Origin of the sequence: Mesorhizobium sp. M1252 (assembly GCF_040318265.1) — a bacterium.
Taxonomy (GTDB): domain Bacteria; phylum Pseudomonadota; class Alphaproteobacteria; order Rhizobiales; family Rhizobiaceae; genus Mesorhizobium.
The window spans coordinates 79,314-103,472 of sequence record NZ_JAMYLX010000013.1; the positions used below are offsets into that span (position 1 = coordinate 79,314).

At 63.8% G+C, this 24,159-nt stretch carries 27 protein-coding genes; 15 read left to right on the plus strand and 12 right to left on the minus strand.

Going from position 1 to position 24,159, the window contains the following annotated elements; genetic code table 11:
- Positions 1-252: 252 nt before the first annotated feature.
- Positions 253-723, minus strand: coding sequence for a tol-pal system-associated acyl-CoA thioesterase (gene ybgC / locus NKH22_RS23840; RefSeq protein ID WP_023673845.1), 471 nt, complete (start codon positions 721-723; stop codon positions 253-255).
- Between the two features lie 65 nt (positions 724-788).
- Here ybgC and NKH22_RS23845 point away from each other — a divergent pair, with 65 nt between their 5' ends.
- Positions 789-2,039 (plus strand): glycoside hydrolase family 5 protein, encoded by a 1,251-nt coding sequence (locus NKH22_RS23845; RefSeq protein ID WP_023822462.1) that lies wholly within the window; start codon positions 789-791, stop codon positions 2,037-2,039.
- Positions 2,040-2,183: 144 nt separating this feature from the next.
- Here NKH22_RS23845 and NKH22_RS23850 read toward each other — a convergent pair whose 3' ends face one another.
- From NKH22_RS23850 to NKH22_RS23875, 6 genes are all read right to left on the minus strand, one after another.
- On the minus strand, positions 2,184-3,086 hold the full coding sequence (locus tag NKH22_RS23850) for a metallophosphoesterase (RefSeq protein ID WP_352911240.1): 903 nt from the start codon (positions 3,084-3,086) through the stop codon (positions 2,184-2,186).
- 136 nt (positions 3,087-3,222) lie between these two features.
- Entirely contained in the window at positions 3,223-4,260 is a 1,038-nt protein-coding gene (ruvB, locus tag NKH22_RS23855; RefSeq protein ID WP_352911242.1) for a Holliday junction branch migration DNA helicase RuvB, read from the minus strand.
- A 43-nt stretch (positions 4,261-4,303) separates the two neighbouring features.
- Entirely contained in the window at positions 4,304-4,924 is a 621-nt protein-coding gene (ruvA, locus tag NKH22_RS23860) for a Holliday junction branch migration protein RuvA (RefSeq protein ID WP_023668770.1), read from the minus strand.
- Positions 4,925-4,934: 10 nt separating this feature from the next.
- Positions 4,935-5,441, minus strand: a complete 507-nt coding sequence (ruvC, locus tag NKH22_RS23865) for a crossover junction endodeoxyribonuclease RuvC (protein WP_023668769.1) — start codon at positions 5,439-5,441, stop codon at positions 4,935-4,937.
- A gap of 66 nt (positions 5,442-5,507) precedes the next feature.
- The gene (rcdA, locus tag NKH22_RS23870) at positions 5,508-6,038 is read right to left on the minus strand and encodes a protease adaptor protein RcdA (protein ID WP_023668768.1); all 531 of its coding nucleotides are present in this window, start codon (positions 6,036-6,038) and stop codon (positions 5,508-5,510) included.
- A gap of 385 nt (positions 6,039-6,423) precedes the next feature.
- On the minus strand, positions 6,424-6,804 hold the full coding sequence (locus tag NKH22_RS23875) for a hypothetical protein (RefSeq protein WP_023668767.1): 381 nt from the start codon (positions 6,802-6,804) through the stop codon (positions 6,424-6,426).
- Positions 6,805-7,115: 311 nt separating this feature from the next.
- Here NKH22_RS23875 and NKH22_RS23880 point away from each other — a divergent pair, with 311 nt between their 5' ends.
- Positions 7,116-7,667, plus strand: coding sequence for a DUF2269 family protein (locus NKH22_RS23880; protein WP_023694595.1), 552 nt, complete (start codon positions 7,116-7,118; stop codon positions 7,665-7,667).
- Between the two features lie 7 nt (positions 7,668-7,674).
- Here NKH22_RS23880 and NKH22_RS23885 read toward each other — a convergent pair whose 3' ends face one another.
- Complete coding sequence (locus NKH22_RS23885; protein WP_023668765.1) at positions 7,675-8,445, minus strand: sulfite exporter TauE/SafE family protein; 771 nt, start codon at positions 8,443-8,445, stop codon at positions 7,675-7,677.
- A gap of 208 nt (positions 8,446-8,653) precedes the next feature.
- Here NKH22_RS23885 and NKH22_RS23890 point away from each other — a divergent pair, with 208 nt between their 5' ends.
- Positions 8,654-9,151: a GNAT family N-acetyltransferase gene (locus NKH22_RS23890; RefSeq protein ID WP_352911244.1), complete on the plus strand. Its 498-nt coding sequence runs from the start codon at positions 8,654-8,656 to the stop codon at positions 9,149-9,151.
- On the opposite strand, the gene NKH22_RS23895 is transcribed toward NKH22_RS23890, so the two are convergent.
- On the minus strand, positions 9,108-9,545 hold the full coding sequence (locus tag NKH22_RS23895) for an Lrp/AsnC family transcriptional regulator (RefSeq protein ID WP_023704892.1): 438 nt from the start codon (positions 9,543-9,545) through the stop codon (positions 9,108-9,110). The two genes, NKH22_RS23890 and NKH22_RS23895, sit on opposite strands and share 44 nt — an antisense overlap.
- Positions 9,546-9,674: 129 nt before the next feature.
- On the opposite strand from NKH22_RS23895, the gene NKH22_RS23900 reads away from it, so the two are divergent.
- The 3 genes from NKH22_RS23900 to NKH22_RS23910 all read left to right on the plus strand — a co-directional run bounded on the left by NKH22_RS23900 (position 9,675) and on the right by NKH22_RS23910 (position 12,493).
- A complete protein-coding gene (locus NKH22_RS23900; RefSeq protein ID WP_352911247.1) occupies positions 9,675-10,592 on the plus strand; it encodes a DMT family transporter in 918 nt (305 codons plus the stop codon).
- 142 nt (positions 10,593-10,734) lie between these two features.
- Positions 10,735-11,382, plus strand: a complete 648-nt coding sequence (locus NKH22_RS23905; protein ID WP_352741537.1) for a thiamine phosphate synthase — start codon at positions 10,735-10,737, stop codon at positions 11,380-11,382.
- A 46-nt stretch (positions 11,383-11,428) separates the two neighbouring features.
- Positions 11,429-12,493, plus strand: a complete 1,065-nt coding sequence (locus NKH22_RS23910) for a tetratricopeptide repeat protein (protein ID WP_352765346.1) — start codon at positions 11,429-11,431, stop codon at positions 12,491-12,493.
- Between the two features lie 9 nt (positions 12,494-12,502).
- Here the strand turns inward: NKH22_RS23910 and NKH22_RS23915 are convergent, their stop codons facing one another.
- Positions 12,503-13,519, minus strand: coding sequence for a zinc-dependent alcohol dehydrogenase family protein (locus NKH22_RS23915; protein WP_352911251.1), 1,017 nt, complete (start codon positions 13,517-13,519; stop codon positions 12,503-12,505).
- A gap of 101 nt (positions 13,520-13,620) precedes the next feature.
- On the opposite strand from NKH22_RS23915, the gene NKH22_RS23920 reads away from it, so the two are divergent.
- The 7 genes from NKH22_RS23920 (at position 13,621) to NKH22_RS23950 (ending at position 19,746) form a co-directional block, all read left to right on the plus strand.
- On the plus strand, positions 13,621-14,484 hold the full coding sequence (locus NKH22_RS23920) for a LysR family transcriptional regulator (protein ID WP_352911253.1): 864 nt from the start codon (positions 13,621-13,623) through the stop codon (positions 14,482-14,484).
- Between the two features lie 142 nt (positions 14,485-14,626).
- Entirely contained in the window at positions 14,627-15,193 is a 567-nt protein-coding gene (gene efp, locus NKH22_RS23925) for an elongation factor P (RefSeq protein ID WP_023668757.1), read from the plus strand.
- A gap of 22 nt (positions 15,194-15,215) precedes the next feature.
- Entirely contained in the window at positions 15,216-16,016 is an 801-nt protein-coding gene (locus tag NKH22_RS23930) for an inositol monophosphatase family protein (protein WP_023684166.1), read from the plus strand.
- A gap of 110 nt (positions 16,017-16,126) precedes the next feature.
- Positions 16,127-16,843, plus strand: a complete 717-nt coding sequence (gene trhA, locus NKH22_RS23935) for a PAQR family membrane homeostasis protein TrhA (protein ID WP_502908594.1) — start codon at positions 16,127-16,129, stop codon at positions 16,841-16,843.
- A gap of 179 nt (positions 16,844-17,022) precedes the next feature.
- Complete coding sequence (locus NKH22_RS23940) at positions 17,023-18,048, plus strand: MotA/TolQ/ExbB proton channel family protein (RefSeq protein WP_023668754.1); 1,026 nt, start codon at positions 17,023-17,025, stop codon at positions 18,046-18,048.
- Position 18,049: 1 nt separating this feature from the next.
- On the plus strand, positions 18,050-19,081 hold the full coding sequence (locus NKH22_RS23945) for a peptidoglycan -binding protein (RefSeq protein WP_023684164.1): 1,032 nt from the start codon (positions 18,050-18,052) through the stop codon (positions 19,079-19,081).
- A gap of 239 nt (positions 19,082-19,320) precedes the next feature.
- Positions 19,321-19,746 carry a hypothetical protein gene (locus tag NKH22_RS23950; RefSeq protein WP_023688945.1) on the plus strand — a complete coding sequence of 142 codons (426 nt, stop codon included), beginning with the start codon at positions 19,321-19,323 and terminating at the stop codon, positions 19,744-19,746.
- Positions 19,747-19,824: 78 nt separating this feature from the next.
- On the opposite strand, the gene NKH22_RS23955 is transcribed toward NKH22_RS23950, so the two are convergent.
- Positions 19,825-20,178: a DUF1304 domain-containing protein gene (locus tag NKH22_RS23955; protein ID WP_023806573.1), complete on the minus strand. Its 354-nt coding sequence runs from the start codon at positions 20,176-20,178 to the stop codon at positions 19,825-19,827.
- Positions 20,179-20,331: 153 nt separating this feature from the next.
- Here NKH22_RS23955 and NKH22_RS23960 point away from each other — a divergent pair, with 153 nt between their 5' ends.
- Positions 20,332-21,819 carry a carboxypeptidase M32 gene (locus NKH22_RS23960; protein WP_352911258.1) on the plus strand — a complete coding sequence of 496 codons (1,488 nt, stop codon included), beginning with the start codon at positions 20,332-20,334 and terminating at the stop codon, positions 21,817-21,819.
- Positions 21,820-21,829: 10 nt separating this feature from the next.
- Here NKH22_RS23960 and NKH22_RS23965 read toward each other — a convergent pair whose 3' ends face one another.
- A complete protein-coding gene (locus NKH22_RS23965) occupies positions 21,830-23,632 on the minus strand; it encodes an ABC transporter transmembrane domain-containing protein (protein ID WP_023744980.1) in 1,803 nt (600 codons plus the stop codon).
- A gap of 205 nt (positions 23,633-23,837) precedes the next feature.
- Here NKH22_RS23965 and rpmE point away from each other — a divergent pair, with 205 nt between their 5' ends.
- Positions 23,838-24,059 carry a 50S ribosomal protein L31 gene (gene rpmE, locus NKH22_RS23970; protein WP_023668748.1) on the plus strand — a complete coding sequence of 74 codons (222 nt, stop codon included), beginning with the start codon at positions 23,838-23,840 and terminating at the stop codon, positions 24,057-24,059.
- The last annotated feature ends 100 nt before the right edge of the window (positions 24,060-24,159 follow it).

The window sequence follows — 24,159 nt, forward strand, 5'->3', positions numbered from 1 at the left end:
GTCCGTTCGCGCTTGGCTTCCGGATTAACCCCAAAATGCACCGTTGGCGGCCTTTTCAGGGCAAATATTGGTGAAAGGAAGGCGCGCGGATTCTTCCAATCTTCACCGATCTCTTCATGAACCGTTATGGTTAAGGATGGGTTAGGAAATATGGCGCGGCGCATTGCCGCGCCAAGGCACGACGCGGGCCATCCATCCACAATCGAATGCGCTGCCGATTGGCCGCTCGTTGCCGGCCGGCAGGCCTGGATATCAGCTTGCTCCTGGTAGAAAGGCCGCGATCCATTCTTTCGGAAAGCGCTTCGGCCGGCCGTTCTCGCCGATGATCGCCGCCTCGACCTTTGCTTCGACCAGAACCTCTGTCCCGCGTTTCAATTGCTGCGCCATGACGATGCGGGCGCCGGAAATATCCTGCGTCGATGTGTCGATGGTCAGGATGTCGTCCATGCGGGCAGGCGAGCGGAAGTCTATCTCCATCCGCCGCACCACCCAGACGATCCGTTCGCCGTGCTTGCCTTCGTGAAGTTCTGTGTGGTGGACGCCCGCCAGCCTGAGATAGTCCGAGCGGCCGCGCTCGAAGAATTCGAGATAGCGCGCATGGTAGACGACGCCGGAAAAATCGGTGTCGGCATAGTAGACTCGCGCCATCAGCCGATGGCCGAATTCCGTCAAGGCTCCGGAAAGCCCGCCGGCAAGCGCCGCCGATTCACCATGATCGTCCATCGCGCTTTCCTTTTTGCCCCCGGCGGGGCACCTGTCTTGCCAAAATCACCAGCGCAGCAAACCGGATGGCACTGTTGACGGCGATGATCAAGACCGTGATGGCAGCGCTGCTGGTGCTGGCGGCGTCTGCGCTTCCCGGTCAGGCCGCGAGCTTTTCGATGAAGCGCGGCCTCAACCTCGACCAGTGGACGACCTGGGTCGGGGAAGACAAATGGAACGACCGACAAGCCATCCTACCCTATCCGGAATGGCGCAAGTTCCTCGACGAGGATGACCTCAAGGCACTGAAGGCCGCCGGCTTCGACTTTCTGCGCATGCCGGTCGATCCCTCGCCGTTTATGTCGGATCAGACACTGGCGCTGCGTGAAGACCTTTATGCCAGCGTGCGGGACTCGGCGCGCATGATCAACCGGGCCGGTCTGAAAGTGATCGTCGACATGCACCTGATCCCCGCCGGCGGCGGCCGCGAGATCGGCATGGGCCAGGTGATGGACGATCCCGCAACCTTCGACGCCTATGTCGAGGTCGTCCGCAAAATGGCGCGCACGCTTGCCACTGAGGACCCGGCGCAGGTCGCTTTCGAGCCGATGAACGAGCCTATCGTCGACTGCGACAGCGATGGCACCAGCCTGTGGCCGGAGCGTCAGCAAAAGCTGTTCGCGGCCGCGCGCGCCTCGGCCACCAGGCTGACGCTGATCCTGACCGGCGCCTGTTATTCCAATGCGGCTTCGCTGGTCAAGATCGACCCAAAGTCGATCCCCGACGACAACCTCATCTGGACCTTCCACTCCTACGACCCGTTCCTGCTGACGCATCAGGGCGCGACCTGGGCCGGCGATTTCATTCTTTATGTTACCGGGCTGCCCTATCCGCTGACCGCGGTGCCGCGCGCCGAGCTCGATGCGACGCTGGATGCGATCCGCGCCAAGATAAAAGCCGAGGCGCCATGGACCAGACGGAACGGCCTGCTCGCCTATCTCGATGAACAAGCCGCCAGCATGGACACGGACGAAAAGCTGCTCGGCGTCATCGATGCGCCGTTCGAAAAGGTCGAGGCCTGGGCGAAGGCCAACGCCATCAAGCCGGAAAACATCACGCTGGGCGAGTTCGGCATGATCCGCCAGGAGTATGGCAACCCCTATGTGATGCCGCCCAAATACCGCGCCGCCTATGTCAAGGACATGATCGCGCGCGCCGAGGCGCATGGCTTCTCATGGTCGGTGTGGAGTTTTGGCGGCGCCTTCGGCATCGTCAATGCCTTCAACGGCGAAAAGGCCGAACCCGCCGTGATGGATGCAATCCGCTCGCTCCATTAGCCCTAGGGCATGTCGAGATCCAGATCAGGCCGAGTCGGAAATGAGGGGTCCGAGAACCGGAACGGAGCGGACTTTGGTCCGTGACTACCGGAAGCGCAGGAACACCTCATTTGCAGGCCGGCATCACCTGAATACCGGCATGCTCTAACCGAGGTCGATCTGTAGGATCTCCGGCCGCATGCCAAAGCGCACCGGCGCGATGCTGAAGCCGAGCCCGCCTGACACGATCAAATTGCGGTCATTCTCGACGACATGGCCATAGGCAAAGCGGTTGCCGAAGCGGGACGGCACCACCGGTGAATAGCCGAACAGCCTGACCTGCCCGCCATGTGTGTGGCCCGACAGCGTCAGCGAAACCCGCCACGGCACTTTCGGGAAAATGTCAGGCTCATGCGCAAGCAGGATGATCGGTGCCTGGTCGGTGATCTTGGCCAGCGTGCCGTCGAGATCGTCGAGGCCTTCAAATTTGTCGCGGCCTGCGGCCTTGTTCGGTAACAGTGCCAGTTGATCGGCGAGCCCGGCGATCCAGAAGCCGTATCCATCCTTTTGCAGGCGCACGGCGTCGTTCTCCAGAACCGAGATGCCGGCTTCCTCCAATGCCTTGCGCGCCACAGTCGGCCCCGCTCCGGCCTGCTGCGCGAAAGGATCGTGCCACCAGTCGTGATTGCCGAGGATCGACACGACACCAAGCGGCGCCTTCAGTCCTGACAAGGCCGGCGCCCATTCATGGGCCTCCACCCGGTTCGTCACCAGGGACATGCCTGAGATATAGTCGCCGAGCAGTACGATCAGATCGGGCTGCAGCACGTTCGCACCCTCGACGAGTGAAGCGATCCGCTCAGGCGTCATCCAGGGGCGGCAGGCGTGAATATCGGCAAGTGCTACGACGCGCAGCTTCAAGCCCGCCGGCCAATGCGGCGGCGTCAGCCGGTAGCGCTTGACATGGGTCAACAGCATCGGCTCGATGCCGACCGCATAGGCACTGAGCGACGCCAGCGAGAGGAACGAACCTCCGGCGAATTTCAGGAACCCGCGTCTGGTGATCACTTTTCTGGCTCCGACGCTTGATCGGAGCAGTTCGCGCCGACACTACGACGCCCGATAGCATCCAGCAATGCGCCTTCACGCTGGCAGGCTTGAGGAAATTCTGCGCAGACAGCCCGTTCCGGAGGACAAATCTCCGTTACTCTTCCTGGAACAGGTTGATCTGCTGCTGCGCCAGATCCTTCGGTGCGTCGAGGCCGAGATGGCGCCAGGCATTGGCGGTCAGCACGCGGCCGCGTGGCGTGCGTTGGATGAAACCCTGCTGGATCAGATAGGGCTCGATAATGTCCTCGATGGCGTCGCGCGGCTCGGACAGGCCGGCGGCGATGGTTTCGATGCCGACCGGCCCACCACCGAAATTGCGCGCGATCATCGAGAGATAGCGGCGGTCGAGCGCGTCGAGGCCGAGCGCGTCGACCTCCAGCCGCGTCAGGGCTTCGTCGGCAACCTGCTTGTCGACGTGACCGTCGCCGGCAACGGAGGCGAAGTCGCGCACCCGGCGCAGCAGCCGGCCGGCGATGCGCGGCGTGCCGCGGGCGCGACGTGCGATCTCCAGCGCGCCATCGTCGCCAAGCGGCATTTGCAGGATGCGGGCGCCGCGCCGCACGATCTGCTCCAGTTCCTCGACAGAATAGAAATTGAGCCGCACCGGAATGCCGAAACGGTCGCGCAGCGGGTTGGTCAAAAGGCCGAGCCTGGTGGTGGCGGCGACGAGCGTGAAGCGGGCAAGATCGATCTTGACCGAGCGTGCCGCCGGACCTTCGCCGATGATCAGGTCGAGCTGGAAATCCTCCATCGCCGGATAGAGGATTTCCTCGACTGCCGGATTGAGCCGGTGGATCTCGTCGATGAACAGTACATCGCGGTCTTCCAGATTGGTGAGAAGTGCGGCGAGATCGCCGGCCTTGGCGATCACCGGACCGGAGGTCGAGCGGAAATTGACGCCGAGCTCGCGCGCCATGATCTGCGCCAGCGTTGTCTTGCCAAGCCCCGGCGGCCCGACGAACAGCACATGGTCAAGCGCCTCGCTGCGGCCCTTGGCGGCCTCGATGAAGATTTTGAGGTTGGCCCGCACCGCGGCTTGGCCGACGAAATCGGCGAGCGTCTGCGGCCGCAAGGTCTGCTCAGCATCCTCGCCGCGCTTTTCCGGGGCAATGAGGCGGGGTGAAAGGCTCATGCGGCCTTCCTCGCACAGGGCAAAGGACCGGACAAGCAATCACTCACCGCGCCAGTTCCTTCAGCCCGAAACGAATGAGCTTCGAGGCATCGGCGTCCTCGCCGGCCGTCTTCAGCGCCGCCGCGACAGCATTGGCTGCTGTGTCGCGCGAATAGCCGAGATTGACCAGCGCCGAGACGGCGTCGGTAATGGGCGCCGGCGCCACGCCTTCGCCGAGCTCCTGCTTAAGGCCGATGGTGCCGGAGGCGGTTCCGGCATAGGCCGGCGCCTTGTTCTTCAACTCGGTGACGATGCGCTCGGCCACCTTCTTGCCGACGCCGGGCGCGCGGCTGACCATGGCGATGTCGCGCAGCGCGATCGCATTGGCGAGGTCTGCCGGCGCCAGCGTCGACAGGATGGCCAGCGCCACCTTGGCGCCGACGCCTTGCACATTGCTCATCAACAGCCGGAACCATTCGCGCTCAAGCACCGACTGGAAACCGTAGAGCCGGATCATGTCCTCGCGCACATAGGTCTCGATGAACAGCACCACCGCCTCGCCGGGCGAAGGCAGCGCGGCCAGCGTGCGCGCCGAGCAATAGGCGACATAGCCGACGCCGTGCACATCGACGAGGCAGAAATCCTCCTCGATCTCGTCCAGCGTGCCTTTCAATTTGCCGATCATGCGTGATCCCTCATGCCAGCGCCATCCTGTAGGCGACGCTTTGCCGGTGATGCGCGTGGCAGATGGCGATAGCCAACGCGTCTGCGGCATGTTCGGTGTCGAAAACGGCTTTCGGCAACAGCACCTTTACCATCATGTGGATCTGCTTCTTGTCGCCATGGCCAACGCCGATCACCGCCTTTTTGACGGCATTGGGGGCATATTCGGCCACAACAAGGCCGGCGCGCGCCGGCACCAGCATGGCTATGCCGCGCGCCTGGCCGAGCTTCAGTGTCGCCACCGCATCCTTGTTGACGAAGGTTTGCTCGACGGCCGCTTCCTGGGGCATGGCCGCATGCAGGATCTCGGCCAGCCCGTCATGCAATTGGCAGAGCCGTGTCGCCAGCGCCGCCTTGTCGTCGGAGCGTACAGTGCCGGAGCTGATAAAGCGCAGCGAGTTGCCGAGGCTCTCGACGATGCCCCAGCCGGTGCGCCTCAGCCCCGGATCGATACCGATAATGCGAATCGCTTCCCTCATGCGCGAAGTCTACCTCCGGCGCACAGCGATGTCAGCGAAATGTGAACAAACCGGAAACGGAGGCGTTTAACCTCGAGCGAAAGCCGTGTTCAGCAGCGTGATCTGGTCGGAAACCGGATTGGCGCGGCGGGCGGCGGCAGGCGTCTCGGCAAACGCGCCGCCATAGATCTCTTCGTCCATGCGGCGCACCAGCGCCTGCAGGCGCAGCGAGCGGGTGACGAGGTCGAGGAAATCCTTCGGCAGTTCGCCCCAGCCGACCGCTTCGTCATGCGCCGAGGCGGTGTCGAGACGCACCTTGGATTTTTCCGAAGCGACCTGGTCGCGGGTCATCTCGCCGGAATTTGCCGCCCGCTGCAAAAGCAGCCAGGAGGCGACTTGCATCAACCTTGTGGTCAGCCGCATCGATTCGGCCGCATAGAGCGTCGCCGCCAGCCTGGACAGCTTCTTGGCCTCGGCCCGGCCCTTGCCGTCAAGATACTCGGCTGCCTGTTCGACCAGGCCCATGCCTTCCTGGTAGAGCGGTTTGAAGGATTGGGAGAAAACCCGGCGTTCCGCCAGCTTGATGGTTTTCGCGATGCCCTTCGAAGGCTCGTTCATCGATACGCCCCTGCACTGCCCCGTCGGCTGATTCGGCTTCTCGCCGTCACGCCGGCACCCTAGATGACTGAAGCTTGAAAATGCGCTTCGCCGCCGGCGAAGGCAAGCACATGTTTAACAAACGGTTAACGCCTGCGCAGGGGCGCCAAGCGGACCAAAAGCAGACAAAAAAAGAGCCGCGGATAAGGCGGCTCTCAGGAGTTTAACAGGGAGGCGTCAAACGAAGTGGCTCCAACCACTCGGTAAGAATCCAGATCACTGGATGGACATAGTAAACACCTGTAAAGCTTAATGAACCCTTAACGGCGCGGATATTTCTTGATCGACCGCTGCCCTTCTGTGCCGTATCAGCACAACGGTGCCCTAAGCCTGATCGTCGGCTTGTTCATGCCTTCTTCCACACAGCCGGCAAGGAAATGAAGGCGAACAGCAGCATTGCCGCATAAAACCCCATCGAGGAGGAAGCCAGCACCGGCTCGATCTCCGGATGGCCGGCAAGTTCAAAGTAAAGCCCAATCATCAGTGCGATGCCGCAGATTGCCGTCAGCCAGAAATGCACGACGGCAATCGTCTTTTGCCCGACCGCTGGAAACAGGTGGTAGAAGAAGGCAAACACCGCCGACATCAGCCAGCCCGCCACCATGGTGTGCGCGTGGGTCGGCATCTGCCCATGGTCATTGGAGATCGCCATATGCAGGCCGAGCGCCATGCCGCACAGGGAATAGATGACGGCCAGGGTGAAGAAATTTCGTGCTACGCCTTGCATGGGATACCCTCGTTGGTTGTTGCAGACTTGGTCCGACCGCGCGCGGCCAAAATGGAGCGTCGGTCGCGAGCGGCTTAGTCCCCGCAGGTTTCAGGATCATGCCGCGAAACCAGCCAATGCCGACACGGCGTCTATCCGGCAAATGCCGGGTATTGTGCGGGCTGGCGGTAAAATCCGGCGACGGCGCCACCGCAACAAGCCGGCACCCACGCGGCATCTTCTGGATACATGTACGGAGATAATCCGCCCTCCTTCGGAAGCAGACGCGCGATAGCAGCGTTTACCCCCGGAACGATGCACAAGGAGCGGCAATGGACTGGTATTCTCTCTTCAAATTCCTGCATGTCATGGCAGCGATCCTCTGGCTCGGCGGCGGTTTCGCCATGCTGCTGGTTTCGATACTCGCCGATCGCGACGGCGACGACGAGACGCTGATGGTCATGCTGAGAACGACGGACAAACTCGGCTTGCGTCTGTTCGTGCCGGCGTCTATCGCGACCCTGGCTTCTGGTCTGGTGCTGACTTCGCTATGGACCGGCTTCTCCGACCTTTGGGTCGTCATCGGCCTTTGCGGCTACGCCGCCGCGTTTCTGACCGGTATCCTCGTGCTGAAGCCTTCGTTCGAAAAGCTTGCCACAATGCTTGCCGCGGACGGCATGACCCCGGCTGCCATAGCGTTTGGGCGCCGCATGATACGGATCGTCAAGTTCGATTTCGTCATCATGATCGTCGTCGTCGCCGACATGGTGCTGAAGCCGACCGCGCACGACATCGCCACTCTCGGCGCCATGGCGGTCGTGGTCGTTGGTGGTGCATCGCTGACCTTTGCGAGCGCCCCGCGAACCAAACCGGCAGCCGCCTGAGCGGGATTTAGAGCAGGCCGGCGATCCCGTCCCAAAGCAGCTTGACCGCGACCACGGCCACGGTCGCGTAGGTGAAGGGATAAAAAATCTCCGGCCGCATGCGCCGCACCAGCCAGGCGCCGGCGATGGTGGCCAGCGGCGCCAGCGGCATCAGCACGGCCGACGCCGTCAGGTTGGCGGTGTCGAACTGGCCAAGCGCGAAGTAGGGGATCAGCTTCAGCGCGTTGGTGGCGGCAAAGAAGATCGCCGATGTCCCCGACAGCACCTTCGGATCGAGCCGGATCGGCAGCGCATAGACCTGGAAGGGGGGCCCGCCGACATGGGCGACGAAGCTGGTGAAGCCGGCGACGGTGCCCCAGAAGGCGGCGGCGATGCGGTTGGGCGCCGCCGCATGGTCGGAACCGTGGCGGAACTGGAGATAGAGCCAGCGCAGCACGAAGATCAGCGCGACAGCGCCGACGATCAGCCGCACCATCTCTTCGGTTACGAGCGCTGCCGTCAGCCAGCCGAGCCCAATGCCGATCACCGCGCCCGGCATCATGTCGACCAGCATCTTTCTGTCGTAGACGCCCCACCACGTCCACACCGAAACGATGTCCATCAGGCACAGGATCGGCAGCAGGATGGCCGCCGCCTGCACCGGCGGCATGGCCAGCGCCATCAAAGGCACGCCAACGAAGCCTACAGCGCCGCCGAAGCCGCCTTTCGACAGCCCGACAAGTATCACCGCCGGAATGGCGGCGGCATAAAACCACGGATCGGCGAGCAGACCTGACATGAGCTGAAAATGGCTGGAGGGAAGACGGTTGCCCTGCAATAGCCCAGAAACCCTTGCGCCGCGACCGGGAAAATGCCGGGCCGGGTCGATCAACTGTGCGTAAAGCGACGGTTCCGGATTTGCGGCAAGATCGCCGCCGATGCATAAGGGCGCCGTCCCCGCTGCATCAGGTTTTGGCCCCAGGTTTTTGACCCCCAGGTTTTTGACAATGAGCGAACCCCACATCCGCCGCGCCGAAGCGGCCGACCTGTCTGCCATCGTAGTCATGCTCGCCGACGATCCGCTTGGCCGCAGCCGCGAGGATGCCACCGAACCACTCGCCAAGGCCTATCGCGACGCCTTTGCCGCCATCGACGCCGACCCCAACCAGTTTCTTGCCGTGATGACGGATAGCGGCCGCGTCATCGGCACGTTGCAGATCAGCTATCTCGCCGGGCTGTCGCTGCAGGGCGCCTTGCGCGGCCAGATCGAGGCTGTGCGCGTCGTCGCAGACCGCCGCGGCGAACGGCTGGGACAGCGTCTGCTGGAATGGGCGATCGAACAGTGCCATGAACGCGGCTGCAAGATTGTCCAGCTGACCACCAACAAGAGCCGCCAGGACGCGCATCGCTTCTATGACCGGCTCGGCTTCAAGGCCAGCCACATCGGCTACAAGCTGGAGCTTAATTCAGTGGCGGCGGACGGCGCCGGATCGGCTGCGCCTTGATGATGGCGGTGCTAGTCTCCGCCTTGTCGGCGATGCGGTCGAGAAGCTTGTCGAGCTCGCCGATGGAGCGCACGTAGAGCCGGGCCACGAAACAGTCGTCGCCGGTGACCTTGTCGCATTCGCCGAATTCCGGGATCTCCTCGATCAGCTTCTGGACGATATGCAGCTTGCCCGGCAGTGGCCGCACCCGCACGATCGCCTGCAACGGAAACCCCAGCGCTTCCGGGTCGATCTCGATGGTGAAGGCGCGGATGACGCCGCGTTCCTCGAGCCGCCGCAGCCGTTCCGAGACGCTCGGCGACGACAGCCCGACCTGCTGCGCCAGATCCTTCAACGAAGTCCGCGAATCCAGGATCAGGATGTCGAGAAGCTTTCTGTCCAACTCGTCCAGCATTTTCATCTCCTCGCAAAAGGGCAGCGCGCGCCTTATTAAATAAGGTGTTGTCCCCTTATCACCTTTCATAAGGCATATAAACCCTCAAGACGGCATGAGATTATGGCCTCAACAGATAGAGGTATTGTCATGGACAACACGGTACGCGGCACGATCGAGATGACGGCGGCGATGACGATCGTCGGCACGATCGGCTGGTTTGTCGTCATGTCGGGCCAGCCCGTCATGGACGTGGTGTTCTGGCGCTGCGCTTTCGGAGCGGTGGCGCTGCTGATCACCTGCGCGGCACTCGGACTGCTGCGCGGCAGTCTGACGCTGCGCATTGTTGCCATCGCCGCTCTTGGCGGCGCGGCCATTGTCATCAACTGGCTGTTGCTGTTCAGCGCCTTCTCCCGCGCCTCGATCTCGATTGCCACGGCGGTCTACAACACGCAGCCCTTCATGCTGGTCGGCTTCGGCGCGCTGTTCTTCGGCGAGCGGCTGACCCTGGCCAAGCTGACCTGGCTCGGCATCGCCTTCGCCGGCATGCTGCTGATCGTGCAGACAGGGCCCGATGCGGGTGTCGGTTCCGGCATAACCGGCACAGATTATGTCATCGGCATCGTCATGGCGCTCGGAGCGGCCTTCTTCTGGGCTGTCGCGGCAATCGTCGCCAAGAAGCTCAAGGGCACCCCGCCGCATCTGATCGCGCTGATCCAGGTCTGCGTCGGCGTCGTCATGCTGGCGCCCTTCGCCAACCTCTCGCATTTGCCCGCCGATGCCTGGAGCTGGGCCATGCTGGCCACGCTTGGCGTCGTTCACACCGGCCTGGTGTACGTATTGATGTACGCCGCCATCCAAAAACTGCCGACGCATCTCCAGGGGTCACTGTCCTTCATCTATCCTGTCGTTGCGATCCTGGTCGATGTGATGGCCTTCGGCCACCGGCTGCATCCGGCCCAGCTCGTCGGCGCAGCCGCGATCCTGATCGCCGCCGCCGGCATGAATCTCGGCTGGACTTTGTGGAGGGCCAAATCGCCGGCCGAAAGCCCGCAAGCCGTCAAATGAGCCGCAGAGCGTCGGCTCGCCGGCGATCGTAAACCAAAGCCAGCGCATCGTTCCCCGCCCGCCTGTTCAAGGCGGGCGCTTTGTTCTATGCCGCAATGCAACCATCTTCGCCCGGCATAGGCGAAACCCGGGATCGAAAGCCATGAACGACGCAACACCCCCCAACCGCTGCCGCATCGTGCTGATCGCACCCAAGGACGCTCCGGCGCAGCGCATTGCGGCTGCCTTCGACGGCGGTGATATCGCTTCGCTGATCCTGCCTGAGAGCGGCATGGACGAGGCTGCCTTCCAGGCCTTTGCAGAACAGATCGTACCGGCCGCGCAAGCGGCCGGCATCGCCGTCATCATCGCCGGCGATACCCGCATTGCCGGCCGTGTCCAGGCCGACGGCATTCATGTCGAGGTTTCCAAGGACGCGCTCGCCGAGACCATCGAACACTTCCAGGGCAAGATGATGGTCGGCGCCGGTGGCGCCAAGACGCGCGACGACGCGCTGGAACTCGGCGAAACCAGACCCGACTACATCTTCTTCGGCCGCTTCGGCTACGACAACAAGCCGGAACCGCATCCGCGCAACCTGTCGCTCGGGCAATGGTGGGCGGACGTGATTGAGATCCCTTGCATTGTCATGGCCGGTTCCGCCATCGCCTCGGTAGAAGCGGTGGCCGCCACTGGCGCCGAGTTCGTGGCGCTGTCCAGCGCCGTCTTTGCCGAAGGCGCCGATCCGAAGGCGGCGATTGCCGCCGCCAATGCGCTGCTCGACCAAACCGCGCCGCGCTTCGAGGGCTGACGTGCGCCGACATGGACTTCCTCTCGCGGTTCTCGTTGCGGCCTTGATGAGCGGGGCAGCGATCGCGGCGGAGACCGTTCCGCTGCCGCAGCCGAGGCCGGACACCAGCGCGCCCGCCCTCAGCGTGCCGGATGCGATCGCTCCCGATGCGGGTGCTCCAAAAGCCGGTGCCACGGATTCCGGCGTCCATATCGACAAGCCGATCGACACCCCGCTGCCGCAGCCGGCGACAACCGCGCCGCTGCCGTCGGCCGACGCGATCAACCCCGAACGTTTCGGCGCCAAGCCGGCGGACCCCGCCTATGGCGCTTTCCAGCGCGGCCTTTACAAGACGGCCTACAATCTGGCGTTGGTGCGGGCTCAGAATGGCGACCCGGCGGCGCAAACGCTGGTGGCCGAGATCCTGTCGCGCGGGTTGGGCGTGCCGCTCAACCCAGCGGAAGCCGCCAAATGGTATGCGCAGGCCGCCGAGCAGGGGATTCCTGAATCGCAGTTCCAGTATGCGCTGATGCTGCTCGACGGCCGCTACGTCAAGAAGGACGAGAAGGGAGCTTATGCGCTGATGCAGGCCGCCGCCGAGGCCGGCAACCGGCTGGCGCAGTTCAACTTCGCGCAATTGCTCGTGCAGCAGGATCCGGGCGATGCCGGCATCGCCAGGGCTGTGCCTTATTATGAGCGTGCCGCGGCGACAGGGCTTGCCGACGCCCAGTATGCGATGGCGCAGGTCTATGCCAATGGCGTCGGCGGCAAGACCCGCGACGATGGAAAGGCCCGCAGCTTGCTGGCACAGGCTGCCAGGCAGAACTACGACACCGCGCAGATCGATCTTGCCGCCTGGATGATCGAGGGCCGGGGCGGTGTTCGCGACCTGAAATCCGGCTTCAACTGGATGAAGCAGGCAGCTGAAGGCGGCAATGTCGCTGCCCAGAACCGGTTGGCAAAGCTCTATATGGGCGGCATCGGAACCGACCCCGACCTGATCCTGGCCGGGGCCTGGTATGTGGTCGCCCGCCGCGCCGGCCTTATCGATCCGGAGATGGACGATTTCCTGCAAGGGCTGACCGACGATCAGACAAAGCAAGCCTTGCAGAAGGCCAACCGCCTGCCCTGACACGCAACGTCACTGTGTATGATCCAGCACGACCTTGCCGAAGGGAGAGCCGTGTTCGAGATGGCGAAAGGCCTGCGCTGCCTCTGCCCATGGGAAGACCCGGTCGATCACCGGCCGCAGCCGATTGACGGCGAGCGCCCGGTTCATCGCTTCGAAGGACTCGCGCGAGCCGACCGGTATGCCGCGTGCTTTCACCTGGCGTCGGAAGATGTCGAGCGGATTGATCACCCCTTCGCTGCCGCCGAGATAACCGATGACGTTGATCTGGGCGCCGCGCGCCGACGCCTTGAGCGACTGCGCGAAACTTTGGGGACCACCGACTTCGATGATGTGATCCGCGCCGCGGCCATCGGTCAGCGCCAGCACGGCCGACGACCAATCCGGATCGTCGCGGTAGTTGACGCCATCATGCGCGCCAAGCCTCTTCGCCCGGGCAAGCTTCTCATCGCTGCTCGACGTAACAATGACGCGCGCGCCGGCCGCCCTTGCCAACTGCACGGCAAACAGCGACACGCCGCCGGTGCCGAGGCTGAGCACGGTTTCGCCTGGCTTGAGCTTGCCCTCGGTGAACAACGCATGCCAGGCAGTGACGGCGGCGCAAGGCAATGTCGCCGCCTCTACGTCGCTGAGATGCGCCGGCGCGATGACAGCCGCCTGTTCGTCCAGCCGGGCGAATTCGCTCAGCAAACCGTCGATCGGGCCGCCGCGCTGGTAGGAAGGTTCGGCCATGGCGAAGCTGCCGCCGACCCATCGCTGCCAGAACGTGCCGCAGACCCGGTCGCCGACCTTGAAGCGGCTGACCTCGGGGCCAAGCGCGACGACCTCGCCGACGCCGTCGGAAAGCGGCACCAGCGGCAAGGGGAATGTCGTGTGATAGCTGCCGCGCGCGATCTCGACATCGCGGTAGTTGAGCGCCGTCGCCCTGACGCTGACGATCATCTCCTGACGGCCGGGTTCCGGCATTGGCCGTTCGACCATCTCGAGATTGTCGATGCCGCCCGGCTTCTGCAGTTCGATTGCCTTCATTGTCGTCGTCCTTTCGTTTGAAAGGAAAATTGCTTGCCAGGCGATGGATTTCAAATTCATAATGTTTACAATGATTATGCCTACGAGACATGGTTCTGGCTATGCTTGAGGAATTGCGCACGCTCGCCCTGTTTGCCGAGGAGGGCTCGATCCAGAAGGTCGCCCGGCGCCTGCCGCTGACCCAGCCCGCTGTGACCCGGCAGATCCAGCGGCTGGAGGACATGCTTGGCACGACGCTGCTCGACCGCCGGCAAAAGCCGCCGCGACTGACGCCGACGGGGCTGGAAGTGCTGGCGCGCGGCCGCGATATCATCGCTTCCGTAGAAGCGCTGAAATCCTTCGCCGGAAAGACCGAGCCGGAAGGACTGTTCCGCCTGGGTCTCGCCCATGGCCTCTCGGACCGCGACATCGCCGGGGCCATCGCCAACGCCGCGGCGGCGTTCCCGAAAGTGTCGCTACGGCTCAAGACCGGCTGGAGCGCCGAACTGATCGATCAGTTCGAACGCGGCGAGCTCGATGTGACGATTGTTCTGCGATCGTCGGATAAGCCAGGCCCGGAAGCGCTTGGCACTGAACGTCTTGGCGTCATAGCTGCGTCCACCGTCCCCGATCCGGAAGACGGTGGCCGGACACCCATGCCGTGGGTGCTTAGTCCGGCCCCTTGCGACGCGCGCCAGAAACTCATGTCGGTTCTGGTCGGCGGAAGGCGTTGTTTCGAGATCGCGGCGGAGATACAGGATCCGGCCTTGCAGATGGAATGGGTCCGTCGGGGGCACGGCCTTGGGCTAATGCCGTTGCGTCTTGCAAGGCGCCGACTTCCCGACGGCCTCATGCTCGTCAACACGGAAGATGTCGACCTTTCCTTGCAGGTCGCCGCACTTCGTTCGCCTCATCTCAACCGGCTGACTGAGGCTGCGGACGCCATCGTCGAGGCTGTCGGCAGAGTCATTGCGGCCCAGGTTTGAGGCTACCAGCCCTTGTCGGGCGATCTGGCATCCCCTTGCCTCTCCTGCCGATTTGTGGTCTTGGGAGCCCGAAATCGCTTGTCCAGCGACCATCCCCATACCAACGGCCAAGCCGTTGGTAGCATCCCGGATCAATCTCATCATGGCCAAGATCAATGGCAACGAAATCCGTCCCGGCTATGTCATCGAGCACGATGGCGGCCTTTGGGTGGCGGTCAGGACCAACACCGTCAAGCCCGGCAAGGGCGGTGCCTATAACCAGGTCGAACTGAAGAACCTGATCAACGGCACCAAGCTCAACGAGCGCTTCCGCTCGGCCGAGACCGTCGAGCAGATCCGGCTCGACCTGAAGGATTTTTCCTTCCTCTACGCCCAGGACGACGCACTGGTGTTCATGGACACGCAGAGCTACGAGCAGCTCGAGCTGGCGAAGGATTTCGTCGGCGACCGCGCCGCCTTCCTGCAGGACGGCATGATGGTGACGGTCCAGCTCTATGAGGACAGGCCGATCGGCATTTCGCTGCCCGACCAGGTGACGCTGACCATCACCGAGGCCGACCCGGTGGTGAAGGGCCAGACGGCCGCGTCCTCGTACAAGCCGGCGGTGCTGGAAAACGGCATCCGCGTGCTGGTGCCGCCATTCATCGGCGCTGGCGAACGCATCGTCGTCGACACCAACGAACTCACCTACATGCGCCGCGCAGACTGACGCGTAGGCAGGAACAGATACGATGGCACGCTCCGCACTTCTCAATGTCATGGTCCAGGCCGCCATGAAGGCCGGCCGCTCGCTGTCGCGCGACTTCGGCGAGGTGCAGAACCTGCAGGTGTCGATGAAGGGACCGGGCGACTATGTCAGCCAAGCCGACCGCAAGGCCGAGGACATTCTGTTTGCCGAACTGTCGAAGGCACGGCCGGGCTATGCCTTCCTGATGGAAGAGCGCGGCATGATCGCAGGGGACGACGACCAGCACCGTTGGATCGTCGACCCGCTCGACGGCACCACCAATTTCCTGCACGGCATTCCGATCTTTTCCATCTCGATCGCGCTGGAGCGACAGGGCCAGTTGGTCGCCGCCGTCATCTACAATCCGGCAATGGATGAGCTCTACACCGCCGAGCGCGGCGGCGGCGCCTTCATGAACGATCGCCGGCTGCGCGTTGCCGGCCGCAGCAAGCTCACCGACTGCGTCATCGGCTGCGGCGTGCCGCATCTCGGCCGCGGCCAGCACGGCAATTTCCTCGTCGAGTTGCGCAATGTGATGGCCGAGGTCTCGGGCGTGCGCCGCCTGGGTTCCGCCGCGCTCGATCTCGCTTATGTCGCCGCCGGCCGCATGGACGGCTTTTGGGAAACCGGCCTTTCGGCCTGGGACATTGCCGCCGGCCTGCTGCTGATCCGCGAGGCCGGTGGCTTCGTCTCCGACATGGATGGCGGCCAGGATATGCTCGAGGCGGGTTCGCTCGTCGCCGGCAACGAGGTCATCCAGCGCGCGCTGCTCAAGGCCGTGAAGAAGCCGCTTTCGGCGCGCTGATCACTTGGCATGCCGGCGCGGCGCGCTGAAGCGCCGCAGTCGCAAATCCGCAATCAAAGCTTGAAATACTGCCCGGCGGCCGCCCAGATAAGGGTGACGCAGGATCTTTTATGACGAGCATACCTTCACTATCCTCGCGAGAAGCGCAGCCAGACCAGCCAATTGAAATCCCTTTTGTCGGGCGTTGGCACTATTCGCGTGCGGAGATGATCGCCGATGGCATCGTCCATGCGGTCGGCATCGTGCTGGCGATAGCCGCCGGCTCGGCCTTGCTGGCACTGGCCGCCTTCCATGCCGGTCCCGGCGAATACATCGCCGCCGCCTTCTTTGTGGTGTCGCTGCTGACTGTGCTGTCGATTTCGCTGACCTACAATCTGTGGCCGGTGACGTCGCCGGCGAAGTGGATCTTGCGGCGCTTCGATCATGCGGCGATCTACCTCCTGATCGCCGCGACCTACACGCCCTTTCTGGCCCAGCTCGACGGCTCGCCGCTGGCGCTGCCGATGATTGTCCTTGTCTGGACCGCTGCTTTGACCGGCATTGCCATGAAAGTGTTCCTGCCCGGCCGCTTCGATCGTCTGGCCATTGTCTTCTATCTCGCCACCGGCTGGAGCGGCGTCGTCCTGGTCAAGCCGCTGGTGGCGACGTTGCCGACGACCTCGATCGCGCTGATTGTCGCCGGCGGCATCGTGTACTCCTGCGGCGTCATCTTCTTCGCCTGGAAACGCCTGCACTTTCACAATGCCCTCTGGCACGGCTTTGTCGTCACCGGCGCCGGGCTGCATCTTGCCGCCATGGTCGACTGCCTGGTCGTCAACCGCCTCTGAGCGGCGTGGTGCGGCCCGACAGTCGGGCAATATTGCCAAGCGCCATTCAATTTGGTCACAATTCCGTTTAGAGTCGCGAATTACGTGATCGGCGGCACTGGAGCGGTTCCAGGGAAGTATGAGCGGCTTCCCGTTCGGAATTGCGTCAAGGCAAATAGAGCATCGGAAACGGGGCACGGATGGCTTTTCTCAGATCCTTCGGCGTGGGCAGGCGTTCTGATGTCCTGATGTACGATCCGCACAAACTGTCGAGCCCGCAGGTCTTCCTCCTGACCATGGTCATCTTCCTGGTCATCGTCGCCTTCATCGCCGCCATCCTCACCCGCCAGATCTCGACCGCTTTCGGGAGCAATCCCGGCCTCAACGGCCTCATCGTCGGCGTCCTTGTGGTCGGCATCCTGCTCGCCTTCGCCCAGGTCGGACGACTGTTTCGCGAAGTGCGCTGGGTCAATTCCTTCCGCGCCGGTTCCGAAACCACCGAGCCGGTGCTGCTGGCGCCGATGAAGGCGATGATCGGCCGCTCCTCGACGGTCGCCTTCTCGACGTCTTCGATGCGCACCATGCTGGATTCGATCGCCACCCGCCTCGACGAAAGCCGCGACACCTCGCGCTATCTTGTCGGCCTGCTGGTGTTCCTCGGTCTGCTCGGCACCTTCTGGGGCCTGCTCAACACCATCGGCTCGATCCGCGAAACCATCGAATCGCTCGATCCCGGCACCGGCGACGCCGCCGCCGTGCTCGATTCGCTGAAGCAGGGGCTGTCGGCGCCGCTGGCCGGCATGGGTACGGCCTTTTCGTCCTCGCTGTTCGGCCTTTCCGGGTCGCTGGTGCTAGGCTTCCTCGACCTGCAGGCCGGCCGCGCGCAGACCCGCTTCTATACCGAGCTTGAAAACTGGCTGTCCTCGGTCACCGATCTCTCCTCCGACATCGCCGTCGCCGACCCGGCCAAGACTGAATCCTCCGACGAGATCCGGGTCCTGTCGGAACGGCTGCGCAGCATGCAGGAAAGCGGCGGCGGCTCCAATCCGCGCGTCGCCACCGCCATGGCCAATCTCGCCGACGGCATTTCCGGACTGGTCAAGAACATGCGCTCCGAGCAGCAGATCATGCGCGACTGGGTCGAGGCCCAATCGGACGAGCAGAAGGCGATGCGCAACACGCTGGAAAAGATCGCCGACGCGCTGAAGAAACCCGGGGTCCACTAGCATGGCTCTCGCCAGGGGCCGGCGCACCGATCGCCGGATCGACTATTGGCCGGGCTTCGTCGACGCGCTGTCGACGCTGCTGCTCGCCATCATGTTCCTGCTCACCGTTTTCGTGCTGGCGCAGTTCCTGCTCGGACGCGAACTCTCCGGCAAAGATACGGCGCTCACGCGCCTCAACTCGCAGATCAACGAACTGACGCAGTTGCTGGCGCTGGAGCGCTCGAGCGCGCAGGACAAGGACGATTCGCTGGCCAATCTGCAGGCGTCGCTGTCGGCCGCCGAAGCTGAGAAGAGCCGGCTCGAGCAGCTGCTGGCACAAGGTGCCGGCGCCGGCGACGCCGCCACCCAGCGCGCCGCGGAACTCGGCGGCGAACTCGACAGCCAGCGCCAGATCAGCCAGCAGGCGCTGAGCCAGGTCGAGATCCTCAACCAGCAGATCGCGGCACTGCGCAAGCAGATCGGCGCGCTCGAGGACGCCCTCAATGTGTCCGAAACGCGCGACCGCGATTCCAACACCAAGATCGCCGATCTCGGCCGTCGGCTCAACGTCGCGCTGGCGCAGCGCGTGCAGGAGCTGAACCGCTATCGCTCCGACTTCTTCGGCCGCCTGCGCGAAATCCTCGCCGACCGCGAGAACATCCGCATCGTCGGCGACCGCTTCGTCTTCCAGTCGGAAGTTCTGTTCCCGACCGGGTCGGAAGTGATCAACGATGCCGGCAAGGTCGAGATGAAGAAGCTCGCCGATGCCATCATCGAGTTGCAAAAGGAAATCCCGCCCGAGATCAACTGGGTGCTGCGCGTCGACGGCCACACCGACAACAAGCCGCTGTCCGGCGCCGGCCGCTATCGCGACAATTGGGAATTGTCGACGGCGCGTTCGACCTCGGTGGTCAAGTTCCTGATCGAGAACGGCGTCCCCGCCAACCGGCTGGTTGCGGCCGGCTTCGGCGAATTCCAACCGCTCGACCCCGCCGACACCGAAGACGCCCGCAACAAGAACCGACGCATTGAACTGAAGCTCACCGAACGGTGATTTTCAGTCACGCGAAATTGTTTGCCGGCTCAGCTCTAGGGCGCAACGCCAAGTCGGCAAGGCCTGAAAACATTATCTTTCTTTAATTACACTTCGCGTTTCCGGGCTCCTACTTTGACGCGCAGGGCCGAGAACCGCCGGCGATGCCTCCCATCGCGACGCGACGGAACCGGACGGCCCGCTTCCGGAAGGCGGAGCGAAAGCGCTTGCCCCTTCCACAGCAGGAGGAGACGCACATCATGCGCTCTTTGAAGACTCTCAGGACCGCAACCCTCACGACACTTCTGATCACTGTTCCACTCGCCGGCGCCTATGCCGCCGGACATCACAAGGGCGCCCTCGACGCCAGCGACCCGACCGACATGACCGGTCCGCGCGTGACCGGCCTGATCGAGCAGGTGCGGGGCGTCGAACAGGGCATCACGGATGCGCGCGAGACGAAGGGCATCTCGACCTCGGAAGCGCAGTGGCTGCATCTGCGTGCTGCGCATATCGGCCAGGCCGCCGAACGGGTCGCCGCTTCGGACCATGGCCGGATCCCGGCCGCGCAATATCACGATCTGCTGCGCCGCCTCGACAATGTCGATCAGAGGCTGATGTCCGACACCGGCAGCGGCTTCATGATCGGTGATGGCTCCGACGGCGGGAATTATCCGAACGGCTGAGATCCGCTCTGATATCTCCAGGAATGAGGAAGGGACTGTCTGACGCCCCCGGATCTGGCTCCGAGGGCGTCTTTTTTGTCACCAGCCCAGCCACAGCGCAGCGAGGGCCAGCACCGCCGGCACGGTCTGAATATAGAGGATCTTCCGGCTGGCAGTCGCCGCGCCATAGAGGCCGGCGACGGCGATGCAAAGCAGGAAGAACACCTTGATCTGGAATCCGGCTGCGCCGAGATAGAGGCCCCAGATCAGCCCGGCGGCAAGGAAGCCGTTGTAGAGCCCCTGATTGGCGGCGAGCACCTTCGATGCGCTGGCGAAGTCCGGCTTGAGGTTGAACGCCCTGTGCCCGCGCGGTGTGTCCCACGCCACCATCTCCAGATAGACGATGTAGAGGTGGATCAGGGCCACCAGCCCGACCAGGATATTGCCGATCATCTTAGTCTCCCCTGCATGGCGGTGTTCCACCGCCAGCCAGCATTCCACGCACCAGCTCATCGGCGCAAGCTGCATCGGCGAAAGCCACCTTTGAGGGTTGCCAATCCTGGCGCGTTGGTATCTTTTCCCGCGGTCCAAAACGCGGAACCTGCCATGTCTTTTCAGAAGCTCGATGATCTCGGCCACAAGCTCGAAGCGCTGGAACATGCGCTCGCTATCCTCGGCGCCGACGAGGCGACCCACATGGCCGTCGGCGGCGGCGAGAAGCGCACCGAAGCCATGTCGTCCCTGGCCGGGATGCTGCATATCAGGGCTACCGCGCCGGAGATCGCCGACTGGCTCGCCGCCGCCGAACAGGAGGCGCTGAACGAGGAGCAGCAGGCGGCGGTCCGCGAACTGCGTCGCCAATACACCAACCTGACCTGCCTGCCGGTCGAATTCGTCGAGCGCCAGACGGTGGCGCGTATGCGCTCCGAGCAGCTCTGGCGCGACCTGCGCGCCAAGAATGACTGGGCAGGCTTCCTGCCGGCGCTCGAAGGTGTCATCGCGCTGGTGCGCGAGGAAGCCGCTTTGCGCGCCGACGCGCTCGGCCTCGATCCCTACGACGCACTGATGGAGCAATACGATCCTGGCAACCGCGCCGCCGACATCACGCCGGTGTTCACCGAGCTGAAGACATTCCTGAAGGGCTTCGTGCCGGAAGCGCTGGCCGTACAGGAAGCGCGACTGGCCAAGCGCCCGCTGAAGCCGCTCTCCGGCAGCTATGCGATCGACCGGCAGCGCGAGCTTGGTCTCGCCATGATGGCTTCGGTCGGCTTCGACCTCACACATGGCTCGCTGTCGGTATCGCACCATCCCTTCTGCGGCGGGGTGCCGAGCGACGTTCGCATCACCACCCGCTACAAGACCTCCGATTTCCTGTCGGCTTTGATGGGCGTGCTGCACGAGACCGGCCATGCGCTCTACGAGCAGAACCTGCCGAAGGCCTGGGCGCACTGGCCGCTGGGCAAGGCGCGCGGCATGGCGGTGCATGAAAGCCAGAGCCTGTTCGTCGAAAAGCAGATCGGCCGCAACCCCGAATTCTGGCGCTGGGCGCTGCCGGTGGTGGAAAAGCATCTCGGCGAGGCCTGGTCGCTGGACGACATCCTGCCGCATGTGCACCGGGTCGAGCGCGGCCTGATCCGCGTCGACGCCGACGAGGTCACCTACCCGCTGCATGTCATCCTGCGCTACGAGTTGGAGCAGGAGCTGGTCTCGGGGCGGCTGCAGGCGGCCGACCTGCCCGAAGCGTGGGACGCCAAGATGCGGGAGTATCTTGGCCTTTCGACCATCGACAACCCAGCCGACGGACCGATGCAGGACGTGCATTGGCCGGGCGCCGCCTTCGGCTATTTCCCGTCCTATACGCTGGGCGCCATGATGGCGGCGCAGCAATGGGCTGCGCTGACGCGCGACCATCCTTCAGCCGACAGCGATCTCGCCAGGGGCAATTTCGCCGCCATCAATGACTGGCGCCGCGACAAGATCTGGTCGCAGGGATCGCGCTGGTCGACGCCCGAACTGCTTGAGCGCGCCACCGGGGAAAAGCTCAACGCCGCGTATTTCACCGAGCATCTCCGCAAGCGGTATGGTCCCGCCTGATTGCGGGTTGCTACTCCGCGGCACCCCTGAAGGCGCTTGCTCCGGTTTCGAACTGCAGCTTGGCCAGCCTTGCATAGATTCCGCCCTTGGCGACCAGGCTCTGGTGCGTGCCTTCCTCGACGATGCGGCCGCCATCCATGACCAGGATGCGGTCGGCCTTCAGCACGGTCGCCAGCCGGTGGGCGATGACGATGGTGGTGCGGCCCTGCATCAGCCGTTCCAGCGCCGTCTGCACCAGCGTTTCGCTTTCGGCGTCGAGCGCCGACGTGGCCTCGTCGAGCAGCAGGATCGGCGCGTCGCGCAGGATGGCGCGGGCGATCGCCACGCGCTGGCGCTGGCCGCCGGACAAGGTCACACCGCGCTCGCCGACCTGGCTGTCGTAGCCCTTGTCGAGCCTGAGGATGAACTCGTCGGCCAGCGCGTCCCTGGCGGCGGCCTCGATCTCGGCATTCGTCGCGCCCGGCCGGCCAAAGCCGATATTGTCGCGCGCGCTTGCCGCAAAGATGGTGACATCCTGCGGCACGATGGCAATGCGCTCCCGCACTTCAGCCGGATCGGCTTTGCGCACGTCGACGCCGTCAATGGCGATGCGGCCGGTTTCGGGATCGTAGAAGCGCAGGATCAGCGAAAAGACGGTGCTCTTTCCGGCGCCCGACGGGCCGACGATCGCCACCGTCTCGCCGGGCTTGACCTGAAAACTCAAGCCGTGGACGGCGGCACGGTCCGGCCTTGCCGGGTAGGAGAAGGAGACGTCGTCGAAACTGATCGCGCCTGTCGCCTTGGCGGGCAGCGGCAGCGGATTGGCCGGCGGTTGAATCGCCGGCGTCTCGTCGAGTATCTCGGTCAGCCTTTCGGCCGCACCCGCCGCCTGGGCAAGCTCGCCCCAGACTTCCGACAGTGCGCCCAGCGCGCCTGCGGCAAACACGGAGTAAAGCAGGAACTGGCCGAGCGTGCCGGGCGACATCGTGCCGGCAAGCACGTCACGCGAGCCGAACCACAACACCGCCACGACCGAGGAAAAGATCATGAAGATGGCAAAGAAGGTGAGCAGCGAGCGGGAGAAGATCGACGAGCGCGCCGCCTGGAAGGCGGCTTCCACCGCGGCCGAGAACCGCCCGGTGACCAGCGTCTCGTTGGTGAACGCCTGCAGCGTGCGCACCGCGCCGATCTGCTCGCTGGCATAGGCGGTCGCTTGCGCCAGCGTGTCCTGCGCCTGCCGTGACCGGCGCCTCACCGAACGGCCGAACGCGACCAGCGGCAGCACGATGAGCGGAATGGCCGCGATCACCAGGCCCGACAGTTTCGGGCTGGTGACGACCATCATCGCCACCGCGCCAAGGCCGAGGATGACGTTGCGCAACGCCACGGAGGCGGTGGCGCCGACCGCGGATTTCACCTGCGTGGTGTCGGCGGCAAGCCGCGAGACGATCTCGCCCGATTGCGCGGTGTCGAAGAAGGACGGCGAAAGCGTCGTGACATGCGAAAACACGTCGCTGCGGATGTCGGCGACGACCCGCTCGCCGAGCGTGATGACGAAGTAGTAGCGTCCGGCCGACGCCGCCGCCAGAATGGCTGCCATCGCCACCAAAGCGGCGAAATATTCGGCGATGAAGACGGTGCCGGAAGCACTGAAACCGTGGTCGATCATGCGCCGCACGGCCAGCGGCAGCGCCAGCGTCGTCGCCGCGGCGATGGCGAGCGAAATGAGGGCGCCTATGACCAGTTTGCGGTAGCGGAATATATAGGGATACAGGCGCCTGAGCGGCCCGAGCGAGCGCCTGCGCCCGTCTTGCTCGCCGCTGATGTCCGCCATGACCGTTTCCTCTGGCCGCTTCCAGGTGGGCGCGTTCAATATGCGCCTGCCGTGGCCTTGTGATTCAATTCCGGCTGATGTATAGGCTCGCCGACCGTTTTAGAAGCCGTGGCTTTTCAATAGCTGCGGCTTCGAGTTTTAAAAAGGGGCGCATCGACGCAGGCCGCGGGCCAGTCTGTAGCGCCACAAGCCAGGAAGCACGACAATGAAGGCCGATATCCATCCCGACTACCACACCATCAAGGTCGTCATGACCGATGGCACCGAATACTCGACCCGTTCGACCTGGGGCAAGGAAGGCGATACGATGAACCTCGATATCGACCCGACCACGCACCCGGCCTGGACCGGCGGCCAGCAGACCCTGCTCGACCGCGGCGGCCGCCTGTCGAAGTTCAAGAAGCGCTTCGAAGGGTTCGGCCTTTAAAGTTTACCTGTATCGCTGAATCAAGAACCCGCCTTTGTGGCGGGTTTTTTGTTGCCGCCAAAGTCAGTCGCTTCAAGCTTACGCGCCGATACCGCCCGCT